This is a genomic window from Burkholderia sp. AU45274 (assembly GCF_030482505.1).
GTDB lineage: Bacteria > Pseudomonadota > Gammaproteobacteria > Burkholderiales > Burkholderiaceae > Burkholderia.
This window is the reverse complement of record NZ_JAUJQE010000003.1, coordinates 430,617-446,367: the sequence shown is the minus strand read 5'-3', so window position 1 is coordinate 446,367 and position 15,751 is coordinate 430,617. Positions and strand designations below refer to the sequence as shown.

General features: G+C 70.9%; 15 protein-coding genes. All 15 read right to left on the bottom strand.

The features are described 5' to 3' along the window. Positions 1–3: 3 nt before the first annotated feature. From QZM35_RS14830 to QZM35_RS14760, 15 genes are read right to left on the bottom strand one after another with little or no spacing between them, the layout of a single operon-like run. Positions 4–1,083, bottom strand: a complete 1,080-nt coding sequence (locus tag QZM35_RS14830; RefSeq protein ID WP_089429831.1) for an ABC transporter permease — start codon at positions 1,081–1,083, stop codon at positions 4–6. Then, positions 1,076–2,089, bottom strand: a complete 1,014-nt coding sequence (locus tag QZM35_RS14825) for an ATP-binding cassette domain-containing protein (protein WP_089433813.1) — start codon at positions 2,087–2,089, stop codon at positions 1,076–1,078. Before QZM35_RS14825 ends, QZM35_RS14830 begins: the two co-directional genes overlap by 8 nt. Positions 2,090–2,102: 13 nt before the next feature. Continuing rightward, positions 2,103–3,176, bottom strand: a complete 1,074-nt coding sequence (locus tag QZM35_RS14820) for a TauD/TfdA family dioxygenase (protein WP_089429829.1) — start codon at positions 3,174–3,176, stop codon at positions 2,103–2,105. 3 nt (positions 3,177–3,179) lie between these two features. Then, positions 3,180–3,842: a class I SAM-dependent methyltransferase gene (locus QZM35_RS14815; protein WP_069249723.1), complete on the bottom strand. Its 663-nt coding sequence runs from the start codon at positions 3,840–3,842 to the stop codon at positions 3,180–3,182. A 35-nt stretch (positions 3,843–3,877) separates the two neighbouring features. Further along, a complete protein-coding gene (locus QZM35_RS14810) occupies positions 3,878–5,134 on the bottom strand; it encodes a citrate/2-methylcitrate synthase (protein WP_089429828.1) in 1,257 nt (418 codons plus the stop codon). 1 nt (position 5,135) lies between these two features. Next, a complete protein-coding gene (locus QZM35_RS14805) occupies positions 5,136–6,986 on the bottom strand; it encodes an acyl-CoA dehydrogenase (RefSeq protein WP_089429827.1) in 1,851 nt (616 codons plus the stop codon). Further along, complete coding sequence (locus QZM35_RS14800; RefSeq protein WP_301776233.1) at positions 6,986–8,077, bottom strand: hypothetical protein; 1,092 nt, start codon at positions 8,075–8,077, stop codon at positions 6,986–6,988. Before QZM35_RS14800 ends, QZM35_RS14805 begins: the two co-directional genes overlap by 1 nt. Beyond that, positions 8,074–9,648: an acyl-CoA ligase (AMP-forming), exosortase A system-associated gene (locus tag QZM35_RS14795; RefSeq protein WP_301776232.1), complete on the bottom strand. Its 1,575-nt coding sequence runs from the start codon at positions 9,646–9,648 to the stop codon at positions 8,074–8,076. The genes QZM35_RS14800 and QZM35_RS14795 overlap by 4 nt, the downstream gene beginning before the upstream one ends. Positions 9,649–9,672: 24 nt before the next feature. Continuing rightward, positions 9,673–10,848 carry a PLP-dependent decarboxylase gene (locus tag QZM35_RS14790; protein WP_089433808.1) on the bottom strand — a complete coding sequence of 392 codons (1,176 nt, stop codon included), beginning with the start codon at positions 10,846–10,848 and terminating at the stop codon, positions 9,673–9,675. Beyond that, positions 10,838–11,821: a ketoacyl-ACP synthase III family protein gene (locus tag QZM35_RS14785; RefSeq protein WP_089433807.1), complete on the bottom strand. Its 984-nt coding sequence runs from the start codon at positions 11,819–11,821 to the stop codon at positions 10,838–10,840. The genes QZM35_RS14790 and QZM35_RS14785 overlap by 11 nt, the downstream gene beginning before the upstream one ends. A gap of 3 nt (positions 11,822–11,824) precedes the next feature. Next, a complete protein-coding gene (locus QZM35_RS14780; protein WP_046547055.1) occupies positions 11,825–12,808 on the bottom strand; it encodes a ferritin-like domain-containing protein in 984 nt (327 codons plus the stop codon). A gap of 1 nt (position 12,809) precedes the next feature. Next, on the bottom strand, positions 12,810–13,433 hold the full coding sequence (locus QZM35_RS14775) for a hypothetical protein (protein ID WP_301776231.1): 624 nt from the start codon (positions 13,431–13,433) through the stop codon (positions 12,810–12,812). Position 13,434: 1 nt separating this feature from the next. Beyond that, positions 13,435–14,319, bottom strand: a complete 885-nt coding sequence (locus QZM35_RS14770; protein ID WP_089429821.1) for a hypothetical protein — start codon at positions 14,317–14,319, stop codon at positions 13,435–13,437. A gap of 7 nt (positions 14,320–14,326) precedes the next feature. Next, the gene (locus QZM35_RS14765; RefSeq protein ID WP_011350104.1) at positions 14,327–14,581 is read right to left on the bottom strand and encodes an acyl carrier protein; all 255 of its coding nucleotides are present in this window, start codon (positions 14,579–14,581) and stop codon (positions 14,327–14,329) included. A gap of 58 nt (positions 14,582–14,639) precedes the next feature. Then, the gene (locus tag QZM35_RS14760) at positions 14,640–15,749 is read right to left on the bottom strand and encodes a hypothetical protein (protein WP_301776230.1); all 1,110 of its coding nucleotides are present in this window, start codon (positions 15,747–15,749) and stop codon (positions 14,640–14,642) included. Between the last annotated feature and the right edge of the window lie 2 nt (positions 15,750–15,751).

Sequence of the window (15,751 nt, the reverse complement as noted above, 5' to 3'; positions counted from 1 at the left end):
GCGTCAAGCGTCGTGCCACCGGAACAGCCGCGCGGCGGCGAACAGGAACAGCGCCGTGCTCGCGGTCATGCCGAGCAGTTGCGGCGCGAGCTGCGCATACGGGGCGCCGTCGACCAGCGCACCGCGCAGCGCGACCGCGAACTGGTTGGTCGGCAGGAACGCGAGCACCGCCTTCAGCCAGGCCGGCGCGTCGTGCATCGGGATCGTCAGGTCGCTGAAGAACAGCAGCGGGTAGTAGGTGACGTTGCACGCGAGTTCGGCGGCGGCGAGCGACCTGGCGCGGCTCGCGAGCAGCACGCCGATGCTGAGCACCATCGCCGCGCCGAGCAGCACGATCGGCAATGCACGCAGCCCGTCGGGCGTGGCGATCGGCAGCGCGATGCCGAACGCGACGCGCGCGACGGTCAGCAGCACGAGCGCCGACAGCGCCATCATGATCATCCGCGCGACGATCAGCGCGGCGAGGAACACGCCGCGCGAGACCGGGAAGCACACGTACAGCTTGAACGTATTGCGCTCGCGCAGCGACGCGATCGCGGTCGTCGTCGAGTTGAGGCCGATCGCCATGAACGCCATCACGAGAATGCCGGTCGCGAAGAACGCGCCATAGTCGAACGGGCGGCGCGCGGGCGCCGCGTTCTCGAAGCGCGCCTGCGCGGCGGGCAGCCCGAGCCGCTGCGCGGCGCAGCGCGCGAGCGCGATCTCGACGACGCGCGACGCGGCCTTGACCGCGAGCGAGCCGTTGAAGTCGTAGCGGATCGTCGCCGGCGTGCGCTCGTCGTGGCCGAGCACGACGGTCACGCGATCGGCTGCCGCGCCGCGGCCGTTGAAGGTCGCCTTCACCGTGTCGCTGTGCGTGAGGCTGTCGACGATCTGCGCTTCGCAGGCGCGGCTGTACGGGGTCGCGCCGCCGGGGACGGCGAACGCGATGTCCGCTGTGCCGAGCGAACCCGATCCGCCGAACGCGAACAGCATCACGCTCAGCAGGAACACCGGGAACACGAGCGTCCAGAACAGCGACGAGCGGCTGCGCAGATAGCCGAGCAGCTCGTTGCGCACGAGAATCAGGAACACCTTAGTCATGGGTGGGGCCCTCGGTACAGAGGCGCAGCAGGTCGCCCGGCGTGCTCGGTGCGAGCGCGAGGTGCTGGATGCCCTGTTCGCCGACGATGCGGTGCACGTTCGGATGCAGCGTCGCGTCGCCGAATACCTCGACGACATGCGTGGCCGACACGCGCACGCCGGTCACGCCCGGCAGCGCCGCGAGCCGCTTGCGCAGCGCGCGCGCATCGGCTTCGTCGCGGCAATGCAGGACCGCGCGCGCCTCGCCGACGAGCTCGGCGCGCAGCGTGTCCTTGTCGCCCTGGTAGCGCACGCCGCCGTCGCGCACCCACACGAGATCGTCGACGACGGCCAGCTCTTCCTCGGCGTGGCAGATCATCGCGACGCTCGTGCCGCGCGCACGGTGGCGCAGCAGGTCGATCACGACGCCCGCGTAACGACGGTCGAGGCCGGTGAACGGCTCGTCGAGCACGGCGAGTTCCGGCCGGTGCGCGAGCGCGACATAGAGATCGATGCGCTGGCGCTGCCCCTTCGACAGCGCGCGGCACGGCTTGTCGAGCAGTTCGGCGATGCCGAGTGCATCCGTGACCGCGGCGTCCACACGCACATACATCGCGCGGTGCAGCGCGACGATCTCCGACACGCGGAGATGGTCGGGATACTCGACCTTCTGCAGTTGCGCGCCGATGCGCCGCAACGACGGCGTATCGCGCATGAAGCGCGCGGCCGGCACGTCGAGCACGCGCACGTCGGTGCCGCCGCGCCGGAAGCCGAGCAGCGTTTCGAGCAGCGTGGTCTTGCCGGAGCCGTTCGGCCCGACGATCGCGGTGATTGCGCCGAGCCGGAAACGCACGTGCCGCGCGGAAAAACGGAAATCGCCGGCCGCGACCTCGATCGCGCGCGCGCCGAGCGCCGCACCGGGCGAGTGCGCATCGGGCAGCGGTTGCGTGCCGGCACGCAGTGGCCGGTCGAACGCGGTGTGCGGGCCGAACAGCGCGCGCACGGAGGCGAGGAACGAATCGCTCATCGTCGGCTTCCTGTCAGTCGAACAGCATGACCTGCGTGTCGCGCGCGCCCCGGTACGGGTTGCGGCCGTGCGCGACCAGCATGTTGTCGACGACGAGCACGTCGCCGGCCTGCCACGGGAACGCGCGCTCTTCGTCGTCGAACGCGTCGTAGATCGCGACGAGATCGTCGAACGGCATCGGCGACCCGTCGCCATAGCGGATCTCGTACGGGAACGCTGCGCGCCCGCCGTACATGCGTTGCAGGTAGCGGTAGCTGAGCTCGCCCATCGAGCGCGGGTTCGGGTGCTGCGCGCTCGCCTGGTTGAACCACACGGTTTCGCCGGTGCGCGGATGCGTGCGCAGCGCGCTGCCGACGTGCGACACCGTCACGCTGCCGTCGTCGAGCCAGCGGCAGCCGACGCCGCGCGCCGCGCACAGCCGCTCGACCTCGTCGCGCTCGGTCGTGCCGAACGCGTCGTCCCACGGCCGGTGGTATTCGGCGAACGGCATGCCCGGATGGGCGGCGAGGCCGTCCGCGCGCGCGCCGGGCGCCGCGAAATTGCGCAGGTACATCACGCCGCGCTCGGCGAACCGTTCGCGCAGCGCGGCCGGCACGCGCGCCGTCACGCGGCGCATGTCGCAGATCGGCGTCTCGCCGCCCGCGTCGGCCGGCTGCCGGCAATAGAACGCGACGAGGCGCGGGAACGCGGGCATGTAGGCCATTTCCTGGTGCAGCCCGATCTTGAACGGCGGCGGCATGCGGGTCGACTCGTACACCTGGCCGTCGATCTGCTTGCGCGGCGCGGCGCCGGCCGTATAGCCGTTCGCGTGCGGCGGATACAGCGCACCGAGCTGGCCGAACGCGGCGGTGTCGGGCACCGCGAAGCCGCGCCACAGCAGCGCGCCGCACGCATCGAGCAGCGTGTCGATCGTGTCGAGCCGCGAGCGGTACCACGCGACGAACATCTCCGGCGAGGTCGCGAGTTCGGCGCTGCGCGGCGTCACGCACAGCGGCAGCGTCGCGCCGGGCGCGACCGCCGCGCAGTGCACGTCGTCGGCGCCGAGCCGCGCGGCGGCGTGCGCAGCGAGGAAGGCGAGGTCGGTCATCACTCAGGCCAGCGCCGGTTTCTTCAGCAGGATCTCGAAGCCGAGCGCGCCGAGCCCGGCGCTCGGGCTGTAGATCGACGCGACTGCCGCGAGACCGGCTTCGGCGACGAGCGCATGCGCTTCGTCGAGCGTGATCTTTTCCTCGACGTGGGTCGGCGGATAGTCGGCGGCGGCGCGCATCTCGGTGAAGCGGTCGAGCAGGTGCTGCGGCGCGTCGCGGCGCATGTCGTGCACGAGCGCGATGCCGCCCGGCTCCAGCACGCGATACATCTCGGTGAGGCTCAATGCCTTGTTCGGCAGGTGGTGCAGCGTCGCGCGGCCGACGGCCATCGTCAGCGTGCCGTCGTCGAACGGGAGTGCCAGCGCATCGCCGACGCGCATCTCGATCGTGTCGTCGAGGTCGAGTTCGTGGATGCGCGGGCGGCCTTCGTCGAGCATCGCCGGATCGAGGTCGATGCCGACGTAGCGCCAGCCGCGCATCGCCGGGTCGGTCGCGAGCCGCACCGGCACGACGCCGGTGGCCGTGCCGATGTCGGCGATCACGCCGGGCGTCATCCCGCGTGCGAGCTGGCGGATGCGGCTGATGAACAGCAGGTCCCACGGTTCGAGCGTTTCGGTGGCGAAGCGATCGTAGTCGTTCGCCGGGCGCAGGTTCTTGAGCAGCATGACGGTCCTTGTGCGGAGTGCGGAGGGATGAGGGTTCACAGCCAGCCGACCGGCACGGCGGCCAGCAGCCGTCGCGCGGTCGCGCTGTTGACGCCGAAAGCCGGGCGGCCACGCCGCTCGACCGCATGCGCGGCCATCGCCGCGATGCGCGCGCCGAGCCCGACGCCGACGCCCCACGACGGCGCGGCGACACCGAGTTCGAGCAGCGTCGCGGCCGTCAGGAAATCGATGTTCGGCCGAAGCGAGCGGCGGGCATCGGCCTGCGCGCAGCACGCGTCGAACAGCGTCACGTAAGCGCCGTCGAAGCCTCGCGCCGCGAACCGCGCGCGCATGTGCGGCGGACGCGGGTCGGCGACGAACAGCGGATGGCCGAAGCCGTACAGCGTGCGTTTCGCGTCGAGCGTGGCGTCGATCGCTGCGCGCCCGGTTGCGTCGAGCGCGGCAGGCGGTGCGCCGGTGCCGCCCGGCACCGACTGCGCGAGCGCGGCGAGCCACTGCATCGCTTCGAGCGCCGCACCGACGTGCGACGGCCCGCTTGCGAGGAAACCGGACGCGATCGCCTGCGTGAGCGTGACACCGGTGCCGATCGCGACCCGCGGTGCGAGCACGGTCGGCGTGATGTAGCCGAAGCCCGCGTGCCATGCGACGAGCAGCATGTCCATCGCGGCTTGCGCCGGCGCATCGGTGCGCGTCGCGCCGGTCAGCACGAGCATGCGTTGCGCCTGGTTCGACGTGCCGGCGAGCGATGCGCCGATCGAGTCGTGGCGTGCGGCAAACGGGCGGCCTTCGATCGCCGCGTGCAGCAGGAACGGCGCGGCGGCCGCGCACAGCAGCATCGTGTCGAGGTCGGCGTCGTCCGGCGCGTCGCCGTGCATGCGGGCCGTCACGTCGTCGAAGCCGCGCAGCAGGCCGGACGCTGCCGCGAACACCGGCGCGACACCCGCCGCGCCGAGATCCGCGGCGACGGATTGCGCGGCACTCCCGGGCGCCAGTGCATCGGCGAACGCCGCGAGCCGCGCGCCGATGGCCGCTTCGTGTGCGCGATGCGCGGCGCTGCCGGGCGCGACGTCGAACCACAGGTGCGCGAGCGCGCCTTCGAACGTCGTTGCGCCAATCAGCGCGTTCAGATCGAGATCGCGCACGCGCAGCGCTTCGGGTTCGAGCGTCGCGCCGTCGATGTCGGTGCCGCGATGGCGGGTCGCGGGGCGGCCGAGCAGGTTGCGCGGCGCGTCGCCGGCCGAGGTGGTCGTGGCGGTCGCAGCGGTCGTACCGGAATCGAATGTCGTATCCATGTCATTCCACCTGCGCGAGTTCGTCGCTGCTGACGCTGATCGCCGCATGCGCCATCGAGGCGATCACGGCCGCGTGCTGGTCGACCACGGGCAGCACGTTCGCGAAGTAGTAGCGCGCGCTTTTCAGCTTGCCGCGATAGAACGCGAGTTCGGCCGGCGTGTCGGCGGTGTCCGGCGCGTCGAGCCGGCGCGCGGCGATCGTCGCCGATTCGAGCAGCACCCACGCCGACGTGACGACGCCGAACATCTCGAGAAAGCGCGTGTAGAACTGGCTGCTGCGGTGCGTGTGACCGTCCTGCACGTCGCGCGCGATGTCGTCGAGCGCGGTGGCGATCCGGTCGGCGCCGGTGCGCAGCGCATCGAACAGCGGGCGCAGCTCCGCATGCGTGCCGGTGTGATGCTGGCGCGCGAGGAACACGTCGAGTTCGTCGCGGTAGTACTGGATCAGCCGCGAATGGTGGCCGAAGCCGAGCTTGTCGCGCACGAGGTCCTGCGCCTGGATGTAGTTCGTGCCTTCCCAGATCGACAGGATCTTCACATCGCGCGCGTTCTGCTCGACGGGGCTCGCATCGGTATAGCCGAGCCCGCCGTGCACCTGGATCGCGGTTTCGCAGATCCGCCACGCCTGGTCGGAGATGAACGCCTTGCAGATCGGCGTCAGCAGCAGTTGCAGCTTGCGGTGGCGCTCGATCTCGGCCGGGTCGGCGTCGGGCGTCGCTTCGAGCATCGCCGCGCGCGTGGCGGTCGCGGCGAGCTTGCCGAGCAGGCCGCGGCAGCCGTCGACACGGCTTTTCATGTCGACCAGCATGCGCTGCACGTCCGCGTGCTCGACGATCGCGACGCGGGCCGCGTGGGTGTTCGACGCGCGCTCGATCGGCCGGCCCTGCAGCCGGCGGCCCGCATACTCGACCGCATGCAGGTACGCGCTCGACGCGACGCCGACGCCGAACATCCCGGTGCTCATCCGCGCCTGGTTCATCAGCGGCATCAGCTGCAGCAGGCCGACGTTGCGCCGGCCGCCGAGCAGCCAGCCCTTGGTCGTGCCGTTCGAACCGAACACGAGATGCGTGTTCGCGCAGCCCTTGAGCCCCATCTTGCGCGGCAGGCCGATGCAGTCGACATGATTCGATTGCAGCTCGCCCGTTTCCTCGTCCGGCCAGAAGCGCGGCACGACGAGGCACGACAGCGAGAACGAGTCCGGCGACGCGGTGTCGATGCGGCCGAGCACGAAATACAGCGTGTTCTCGGTCAGCTCGTGCATGCCGGCCGAGATATAGACCTTCTCGCCGTCGATCGCGTAGAGGTCGCGTTCGAGCGGCGTCGCGCGCAGCGCGACCGCGGTGAGGTCGGTGCCGGCCTGCGGTTCGGTCGCGCAGAAGCAGGCATCCCAGCGGTACGCCTCGAGCGGCGCGATCAGCGCCTTCTGGAGCGGCGTGCCGTGCATCTGCAGCAGCTTGATCGCGGGGCGCGTGAAGCCGCCGTACGTCATGAACGACGGGTTCGCGCCCATGAACATCTCGTAGATCATCTGCGTGACGATCGGCGGCAGCCCGTGCGCGGTGCCGAACAGCGTGTTCGACCATTCGTCGCGAAACCGTGCCCACAGCGCGTGGAAATGCGACGGAATGCGCACCTGGCCGTCGTCGAGCAGCGTGCAGCCCTCGACGTCCGCCTGCTGGTAGCTGCGCCCGAGGTCGAGCGCGAAATCGCGTGCGCGTTCGAGCAGCGCGTCGATCGATGCGCGGTCATGCGTGCCGTACAGGCCGTGTTCCGCGAGGAACCGCTTGTCGGCTTCGAACAGTTCCCACAGAAAGAAGCGCAGTTCGCGCAGGCTCACCTTGTAGGCGCTCATTACGCGTCTCCTTCGATATCGAGCGCGGCATCGAGGCCGCCGGCGAGGTCGACGACGGCCGCCGCCGCCGCGCCATGCAGTGCCGCGTCCCACACGAGCACCGTGCGGCGTTCACCTTCGTCGAGCGCGCCGGCGAGCCGGATCAGCGCGGCCGCGGATTCGGCCGACGACAGGTGGCCGGCCGCTTCATGCTGGATGCGGGCGGCGACCGGGATCGACGCGGCGTCGGCCACGCGCGCCGCGAAGCCGGGATCGAAGCCGGGCGGCACGCACCAGTCGATCTCGCCGGCGCGCAGCCCGGCCAGGTCGAGCGCGCGGCGGATCGCACGCGCGGCGACCGGCGCGAGCGTGTCGCGCAATGTGCCGGGCGCGTCGGCCCACGGATCGGCGATCGACGGCCCGAATTCCATCGCCACGGACCGCACGCCGCCCCAGTCCGCCGGCTCGGGCGCCGGGCCGGCGCGCGACACGAGCAGCGCGGCGGCCGCGTCGCCGTAGCCGACCAGGTCGCCGAACTGGCGGAAGAACGGGTAGAGCCACTTGTCGCTGAGGATCACGAGCGCCTGGTCGCCTTCGTCGAGGAGCCCGTCGAGCAGCATCAGCGCCGAATACCAGCCGAGCGTGCCGTTCTGGCCGAGCGCGAAGGGCGTCACGCGCTGCAGCCCGAGCTCGTACTGCATGCGGCCGACGACCGAGTCGCCGATCCCTTCGTTGAGCGCGCAACTCGCGACGATCACGTGGGTCGTGCGCGCCAGTTGCCCGGAGCCCAGTTGGTCGCGCAGGTCGAGTGCCGCGTCGGCGGCGAGATCGGCGAGGCTGCGCCCGGGTGGCGCGACCCGCAGCGTGGGCCGGCCGCCCGGCGCGAGGCGCGTGCCTTCGTCGGGCGTCAGCGCGCCCATTCCGCGCGGCCGCGCAAAGCGCGCCTGCGGCAGCAGCAGATGCCGGTAGCCGGGATGGCGTTCCTGTGCCTGGATCGCGCTGAACACGACCGACGGCGGCAGCACCACGACGCCGCCCGACAGGGCCAGCGTGCCGGGCTCGGCGATGCGGCGCGCGCCGAGGCAGGTTTCATCGAGCGTCGACAGGGTCATGCGGCGGTCTCCTCGTTCGTGGGCGCGAACGCGTCGCGATACTGGTTTTTCAGCGCAGGGCGGTCGATCTTGCCGTTCGGGTTGCGCGGCAACGCCGGCAGCGGCTCGACGACGAGCGGGCTCATGTAGGTCGGCAACGCGTCGCGGCAGGCGCGTGCGATGTCGGCGCGGCATGCTTCGGCGTCGAGCGTCGACACGACGCACGCGGCGATCGCCTCGCCGAGCGATGCGTGCGGCACGCCGAACACCGCGGCCTCGCGGATGTGGGGCAGCGCGAACAGCACGTCCTCGACCTCGGTCGGGCTCACGCGATAGCCGGACGTCTTGATCATGTCGTCGCCGCGCGCGACGAAATACAGGTAGCCGTCCGCGTCGCGCCGCACGATGTCGCCGGACCACACGGCGACGTCGGCGCGCGGGATCTCGCCGTGCCGGCGCGGCAGCGGGCGAAAGCGCTGCGCGGTCAGCTCGGGCCGGTTCCAGTAGCCGAGCGTGACGAACGCGCCGCGATGCACGAGTTCGCCGGGTTCGTCGGCCGCGCATTCGCTGCCGTCCGCGCGCAGCACGAGGATCTCGGCGTTCGGTACGGCCTTGCCGATCGACGTCGGGCGCAGTGCCGCGTCGGCCGGCGGCAGGTAGGTCGAGCGGAATGCTTCGGTCAGCCCGTACATCAGGTACGGCGCGGCGTTCGTGAACACCGCCTGCAGGCGGTGCAGCAATGGCGTCGCCAGATGGCCGCCGGTGTTCGCGAAGCGGCGGATCCGCGTGCGCGCCGTGTCGCTCCAGCCGGCGGACGCGAGCTGCATCCACAACGGCGGCACGCCGGTGATCGACGTCACGCCGAACGCGTCGCAATGGCGCGGCACTTCGGCCGGCTGCAGGAAGTCGAGCGGCGCGTAGCACGCGCCGGCGGCCAGCGCGGTCGTGAGCTGGCTCAGGCCCGCGTCGAAGCTGAGCGGCAGCACGCCGAGCACGACGTCGTCGTCGGCCAGCCCCTGGTACGCGGCGACGCTGAATGCGCCCGACACGAGGTTGCGATGCGACACGACCACGCCTTTCGGCTTGCCGGTCGAGCCGGACGTGTAGAGCAGCGCGGCGGGATCGTCGTCCACCGGCCGGCCGGCGGGAAGCGGAGCAGGTGTGTCGGTGCCGGCTGCGTGGATCGCGTCGGCCAGTTCCTCGATCAGCATCGCGCGTTCGCCGACGAGCGCGGCGAGCGCCGGCAGGCGCTTCAACCGCTGCGCGCCGGTCATGAACAGCGCCGCGCCGCTGTCGGTGACGATGTGTTCGATCTGCGCTTCCTTCAACTGCGGATTGACCGGCACGAAGATCGCGCCGAGCGCGTTGGCCGCGAGCATCGCGACCACGGTTTCGATGCGTTTCGGCGCGTAGATGGCGACGCGCTCGCCGGGCTGCACGCCGCGCGACGCGAGCGCGGCGGCCGCGCGGCGGACCGCGCGCGCAAGCTGTTCGTAGGTCATCGCGCCGCCGCCGTCGGCATACGCGGGATGCTGCGGCCAGCGTGCGGCGCCGTGTTCGAGCAGGTCGGCGACGCTGATCAGGGCGTTCATGATCGGCTTCTCTCTCAGGTGGGTCTAGGCAGGCCGCACGTACACGTGCGCGGCTTCGTGGGACAGGAAATGCGCCATCGAGTACGTGCGGTGATACGCGCCGCAGCGCGCGAACACGGCGATGTCGCCGACCTGCGGTGGGGCGCCGGTGTCGTCGCGGCCGATCACGTCCGCGCGGCTGCAGGTGCTGCCGACATAGATCGTCGGTACGCCACGCTCCGGCGGTGCGGGCTTGTGGCGCACGAGCGACGGCGCGGCCAGCCGGCGCATCACCGATTCGGTCTGCGCAAGCAGGAACGCATGCGAGAGCCCGCCGTCGCAGACGGCGATCGTGCGGTCCTGCCACGTCTTGACCGCGACGACGCGCGTCGCGAACACGCCCGCATCCGCGAAGATCGCGCGGCCCGATTCATGCGCGAGCGCGTACTGGCCGGCCAGCGGCGCGAGCGCAGTCGCATAGCGTTCGAACGCGGCGTCGCCGGGGTGATCGTCGGCAAAACCGCCGCCGAGACTCAGCGACGTGAGCGGCGCGCCGTTGGCGGGGGCGAGATCGCGCGCGAGCGCCGCGAGCCGCTCGGGCAGCACGAGTGTGTCGGGCTGCGTCGCGTCCTGGCGGATGAACGAATGCGGGCCGGAGAACACGTGCAGCCCGGCCACCGGCAAACCGGCAGCGGCGAGCGTACGCACCGCGTCGTGCGCCTCGTTCGGCGTCATCCCGAAGTGGTCGTGCCACAGCGCGCGCGCCTCGTCGCCGGCCAGCGCGCCGGCATTCACGCGCAGCAGCACGGCGCCCGGCGTGCTGCCGCCGGCCGCCGCCTCGCGCGCCAGCGGCACGAAGCGCGCGACCGCGTCCGGGTTGTCGAGCACGAAATGGCAGCGCGACGCGAGCCCGGCGCGCATGAACATCTCGTCCATCGACGGGTTGTTCAGGTAGCGCGGCGTCTTGATCCGGCCGATCACCGCATCGAGTTCGCCGCGGCTCGCGAGTTCGACGCCATCCTCGTACGCATGCGCGCAGCGCGCGAGCATGTCCTGGTTCGGGTTCGCCTTCAGCGACACGATCAGCCGCGTGCCGAGCCGCGCCTTCAGCGACCGGTAGCGCGCGATCGCGACCTCCGGCTCGTACACGTAGCACGGCGTGCGCAGGTCGGCGATCCACGCGTGGTCGCCGGCGGGCGGAAGCGGGCGCTCAGGCGTCATGGCGGCCCACCGGATGGAGCGTGGCGGCCGCGTACGCGCCGCAGTTCGACTGCATCACGCCGAGCACGCGCTGGCCGCGCGCGACCGCGTCGAGCCCGACGTCGGCCAGGTTGATCGGGAAGTCCGAACAGCACGCATGGCCGCGCGCATGGATGTTTTCCGCATAGAGCCGCTCGGCCGGCACGCGCATCGCGCGGCACAGCGCGTTCCAGCCGGGCAGGTCGGCGTTGTGCGGCAGCACGAGCTCGTACGCGTCGAGCGCGTACGGCTCGAGCGCGACCGCCGCGTCGATCGCCTTGCGGGTGTACGGCCACTCCATCATGATCAGGTCGGCCTCGTTCGCGGCGACGGTGTCCGAGCCGCGATGCCACTTCGCATGCGTCTCGATCGCGATGCCGCCGAGCCGGTTTTTCGTGCTGTTGCGCGCGATCAGCATCGCGGCCGCGCCGTCGCACTGCACACCCGTCATCTGCCGCATCCGGTAATCCTCGCCGTAAACGCGATCGGACGACACGACGAGCGCCGCGTCGAGCTGCGGATAGCGGCGCATCAGCGCGCGCACCGTCTCGATGCCGGCCGCGACCGACACGCAGTTCAGCTGTGCGACCGAGCCGAGCCACAGCGGCTCGATGCCGAGCTGCGCGGCCAGCTCGTGCGGCAGGCTGCGCGGCGCGGGCGGCACGCTGAACTGCTGCGTGTGCACGTGCACGATCGCGCCGATGTCGGACGGATGCACGCGCGCGGTGTCGAGCAGGCGGCCGGCCGCCGCGATCGCGAGATCGGTCTCGCTCGTGTCGAGCGCCATGTGGAAATAGCGGCTGCCCGAGTGCGCGATCGCCGCGGCCCGTTGCGCCGGGTAGTCGCGCTCGGCGGCCCAGGCCTCGATATCGACGGGCAGGCCCGGCAGCTCGTAGGCCACCGCGTCGATGCCGATCCAGAAATCGCGTGACGCTTGGGAGGAGGTCGTCGTCATGGTTCAGTTGAGCGGCATCGCCGCGTAGTCGAGGACGTCGAGTTTTTCGAAGGTCGCCTGCACGGTCGGCGTGAGCAGACCCATCTCGCGGATCGTCGGCACCAGGCGCCGAAAGATCGAGCGGCGGATCGAGCTGGAGACCGGCGATTCGCGCACCATCGCGCTGCATTCGCGCTTCGACAGCCCCATCGGTTCCCAGATGTCGTCCGCGCACAGGTGCTCGTACAGCACGGCCGCGCCCTCGCAGACGAACTCCTCGCGCTCGCGCAGCTCGACCGCGCTCATCTCCGCATACACGCGGCACAGCGTGATCCGGCCGACCGCGAAGTGGCGCGACTCGTCGCGCTGGATCCGCACGAACAGGTCCTTGATGAACGGATCGGTGCTGTACGCGACCACGCTCTGGAAGATCGACAGCGCGATGCCCTCGACGAGCACCTGCATCCCGAGGTTCGTCATGTCGAGCGCGCTGCTCGTGATCGTGTCGTGCAGCAGCCCCTTCAGCGAGCGGCTCATCGGGTAGCTGACGTCGAGCTTCTCGTTCACGAGCTTCGCGTACGCCTCGACATGGCGCGCTTCGTCCATCATCTGCGCGGCCGCGCACAGCCGCGCGCTCAGGCCGTTCTCGGCCGACGCGAGCTTCGATGCGCAGATCAGCGCGGCCTGCTCGCCATGCAGGATCTGCGACAGCAGCCAGCCCTGCGCGTGATGGCGCACCTCGCGCTTGTCGGTGTCCGAGAGCTTGCCCCACAGCTCGGTGCCGTAGATCAGCAGCGTCGGGTCGGGCATGCCGAGCGGGTTCGCCGGATCGAGATCGTGGCTCCAGTCGACATCGGTCGCGACGTCCCACTGCGCGGCCTTCGCCTTTTCGTACAAGCGGTTCAGCGCCTCTTCGCGCAGTGCGTAGTCGTTCGACATCAGGGCGTCGACGGGCATCGACCAGCGGATGTCGGCCGTGTCCTGCATTACGGTGAGCGTGTCAGTCATTTCAAGGTCTCCCTGGTCGCGCGGCGGCGCCGGAATGATGGGCGGAATCGGTAAGCGTCGTGGCGGCGGCGCGCGGCGCGGCCGGGTGCGGGTCGAGGCGGATCGCATACGCCGGCCATGCGCCGCGCAATTGCGCGTCGAAGGCGTCGGCGAGCCGCGCCGGCCAGATCGCGCAGCACACGCGGTTGTCGCCGGCGAACTCCGCGTCGCGCAGGATCCGGTCGCCGATCCACACGACGGGTGCGCCGCGCGCGGCATCGCGCAAGGCTTCGTCGTACAGGTGCACGCCGAGCAGCACGTGCGGCGCGAGCAGTTCGGCCGGCAACGTGCCGAAGTACGGCGCGCAGACCTCGATGAATACGCGCGCGTCCGGATGCACGGCGTCGCGGATGCGTGCCGTGATTTCGGCAAGGAATGCGAAGTACTGGACGTGGTCGAGCAGCACGCGGCGATCGCCGCCGAGCGCATCGCCGGCGTCATACAGGTCGCCGGCTGTTTCCGCGAGTGAGGCACGCGCATAGTCGGCCGGCGTGTCGAGCGGCATCCGGTACGCGCTCGCGGCGACCGCGACCGGCTGCCGCGCGTCGCGCTCGATCCGGTAGGTGAAGTGAACGGGTCGCACCATGTCACGCCTCGTCGTCGAGCGAGAACGTCGCGTCCGGCGCGAACGCGACGTCGGCGACTGCGTAATAGCCGTTCAGCGCGAGCGAGCAGACGGCCGCGCGGCGCGGCGTGTCGCCGTCGCGATGCGCGAGCAGCACCGACAGCCACGGATCGCTGCCGAACGCATGACCGAACTGCCCGTGGCCGTCCGGCAGCAGCGGCGTCTTGCCGACCGACGCGAGCAGCGCACGGCGCGACGTCGCCGGAAAGAACGGCAGCGCCGCGTGCAAGCCGGGGCGGGCCGCGCAGAAGGTGCGGATGTCGCGGCCCAGCCGCACGACCGCACTGGCCGGCGGCGCGGCCTCGGCCAGCACCGACGTCATGGACGGTGACGCTTCTCGGCCGACGTCGACGAGCAGCGTGCACACGCCGAAGCCCGAGCGCCCCCAGGCGGGGTTGCCGTGCCAGTACGTGTAGCCGTGCACGTCGATGTCGACGATCTGCAGCAGCAGCGTGCGCGGCCCGGTCTCGGCCGCGGTGGCGAGCGAGCGGCGCAATACGTAGCCCCAGCCCGCGCATTCGTATGAGCAGGTCATCCAGTCGGGCGTGTAGTCGTTCGCGCCGGCGAGTGCCTGCGCGAACACGCGATGCTGCGGCGAATCGTTCATCAGCAGCATCGACAGGATCGTCGAGCTGACCACGTAGTCGTCCGCGCCGACCGCGCCGCACAGCCGCTCGCGTTCGGCGCACGCGAGCGTGCCGATCGCGCGGGCCGTGTCGTCGAGCGGCACGGCCGCGCCGTCGCGCGACGGCGCGACGCGCCGGTACGCGAGCGCCTGCACGGTCAGCGCAGTGGCCGGGGCCGGCTGGGCGGCGGGGGCCGCCACGGTCGCAAGGGGCGCGAGCATCGTCGTGTCAGGCGGCGTGCTGCTGGCGGCGCAGTTGCGCGTCGAGCTGCTGCAGCGTCGTGTACTGCGTGATGTTCAGCGCTTCCGGGTCGATCGAACCGTAGAGCTGTTCGCAGAACACGATCAGCTCGACGATGTTCAGCGAATCGATGCCGAGTTCGCCGATGCCGGCGTCGGTGTCGACGGTCTCGACGTTGAGGATCTTCGCGACTTCGCGGGACAGGATGTCGAGCGCGTCGGCCGGAACGTTCTGGGTCGTCATGAGAGGAGCTCCTGATAATGAAGTGGGTTGATCGGGATCGATCGGCCTGTCGCGTGGGTCAACTGCCGGCTTCGCAGCGCAGGCTCTTGCGAAGCTCGTGATAACAGCGGTACGAACTGCCTTCCATCTTCGAAAACGCCAGCAGGTCGCGCTGGTCGTCGAAGGTCGCCACCCTGCCGTCGCGCACGAGCGCCGTCAGGAACTCGTTCGACAGCAGCTTGATCGCGAGCACGCGCTGCACCTTGCCGAAGCTGTAGTGCGCGTCGTCGGTCTGGCTGCGCGCGGCGTGGGCGATGAACTGGTGGACGGCGCGGGCGTCGGCGTCGAGTTCGATGCGGCCCGTTTGCGCGAGCCAGCCGACGTGCGCCATCAGCGCGCGGACGAAGTAGGGGCGCACGACGGTCAGGTACTTGTTGAACACGGTCGGGCCGCCGATGCGCAGGCGATCCTCGGCATGGGCGCGCACCTGGCCGCCGACGTTCGCGAGCTGCAGGTTGCCGGCGAGGAACGGCGCGCCGCAGGTCGTGCGCTTCAGCTTCCGGTACTCGTCGGGCCACACGAGGTAGGCGGCCGGGAACATCACGCCCGGCAACCGCGCGGCGACCACCGCCATGCAGTCGCGGTGGGCTTCGATGCCCCACACCTTGTCGACGGTGAGCGCGAGGCCGTTGTCGTCGCTGCGCACGACGGTGCGCCATGCGGCGAGCGTCGGGCCGCCGCCGTCGCTCATCAGGAACGCGAAGTTGTGGCCGCTGTCGATGCAGTCGCAGGCGCGACGGTTCTGGTCGTCGGAGAAGAACAGCCCGAACATGATGCGGATGAACGCGCGCATGAACGGCTTGAACAGGTGATGAAACCCTTCGCGGCTGATTTGTTCGAGCAACGCTTCGGTGAGCGGCGCTTCTTCGTGCCGCAGCGGCGTCGACGCGGACGAATCGGGTAGCACGTCCGGCGTGGCGGCATGCAGCGCGATCACCATCTCGCTGTCGAGCAGCCGCACGGCAGCGGCTTCGACGAGCCGGGTCGCCGCGCGCGGCGGCGTGCCGAGCGACGCGATCGTGTCGAAGTGGCGCAGCACCGGATACGCGGCCCGGTCGGCCACGCGCAGCAGCAGCGGCGCGGGCGTGAACGGGGCGGCGGACGAAGCGGGAGCGGAAAGCGTGGACATGG

Coding starts and splice junctions, on each gene's coding strand:
- QZM35_RS14830 (WP_089429831.1), bottom strand. CDS start 1,083: ATGACTAAGGTGTTCCTGATTCTCGTGCGCAACGAGCTGCTCGGCTAT.
- QZM35_RS14825 (WP_089433813.1), bottom strand. CDS start 2,089: ATGAGCGATTCGTTCCTCGCCTCCGTGCGCGCGCTGTTCGGCCCGCAC.
- QZM35_RS14820 (WP_089429829.1), bottom strand. CDS start 3,176: ATGACCGACCTCGCCTTCCTCGCTGCGCACGCCGCCGCGCGGCTCGGC.
- QZM35_RS14815 (WP_069249723.1), bottom strand. CDS start 3,842: ATGCTGCTCAAGAACCTGCGCCCGGCGAACGACTACGATCGCTTCGCC.
- QZM35_RS14810 (WP_089429828.1), bottom strand. CDS start 5,134: ATGGATACGACATTCGATTCCGGTACGACCGCTGCGACCGCCACGACC.
- QZM35_RS14805 (WP_089429827.1), bottom strand. CDS start 6,986: ATGAGCGCCTACAAGGTGAGCCTGCGCGAACTGCGCTTCTTTCTGTGG.
- QZM35_RS14800 (WP_301776233.1), bottom strand. CDS start 8,077: ATGACCCTGTCGACGCTCGATGAAACCTGCCTCGGCGCGCGCCGCATC.
- QZM35_RS14795 (WP_301776232.1), bottom strand. CDS start 9,648: ATGAACGCCCTGATCAGCGTCGCCGACCTGCTCGAACACGGCGCCGCA.
- QZM35_RS14790 (WP_089433808.1), bottom strand. CDS start 10,848: ATGACGCCTGAGCGCCCGCTTCCGCCCGCCGGCGACCACGCGTGGATC.
- QZM35_RS14785 (WP_089433807.1), bottom strand. CDS start 11,821: ATGACGACGACCTCCTCCCAAGCGTCACGCGATTTCTGGATCGGCATC.
- QZM35_RS14780 (WP_046547055.1), bottom strand. CDS start 12,808: ATGACTGACACGCTCACCGTAATGCAGGACACGGCCGACATCCGCTGG.
- QZM35_RS14775 (WP_301776231.1), bottom strand. CDS start 13,433: ATGGTGCGACCCGTTCACTTCACCTACCGGATCGAGCGCGACGCGCGG.
- QZM35_RS14770 (WP_089429821.1), bottom strand. CDS start 14,319: ATGCTCGCGCCCCTTGCGACCGTGGCGGCCCCCGCCGCCCAGCCGGCC.
- QZM35_RS14765 (WP_011350104.1), bottom strand. CDS start 14,581: ATGACGACCCAGAACGTTCCGGCCGACGCGCTCGACATCCTGTCCCGC.
- QZM35_RS14760 (WP_301776230.1), bottom strand. CDS start 15,749: ATGTCCACGCTTTCCGCTCCCGCTTCGTCCGCCGCCCCGTTCACGCCC.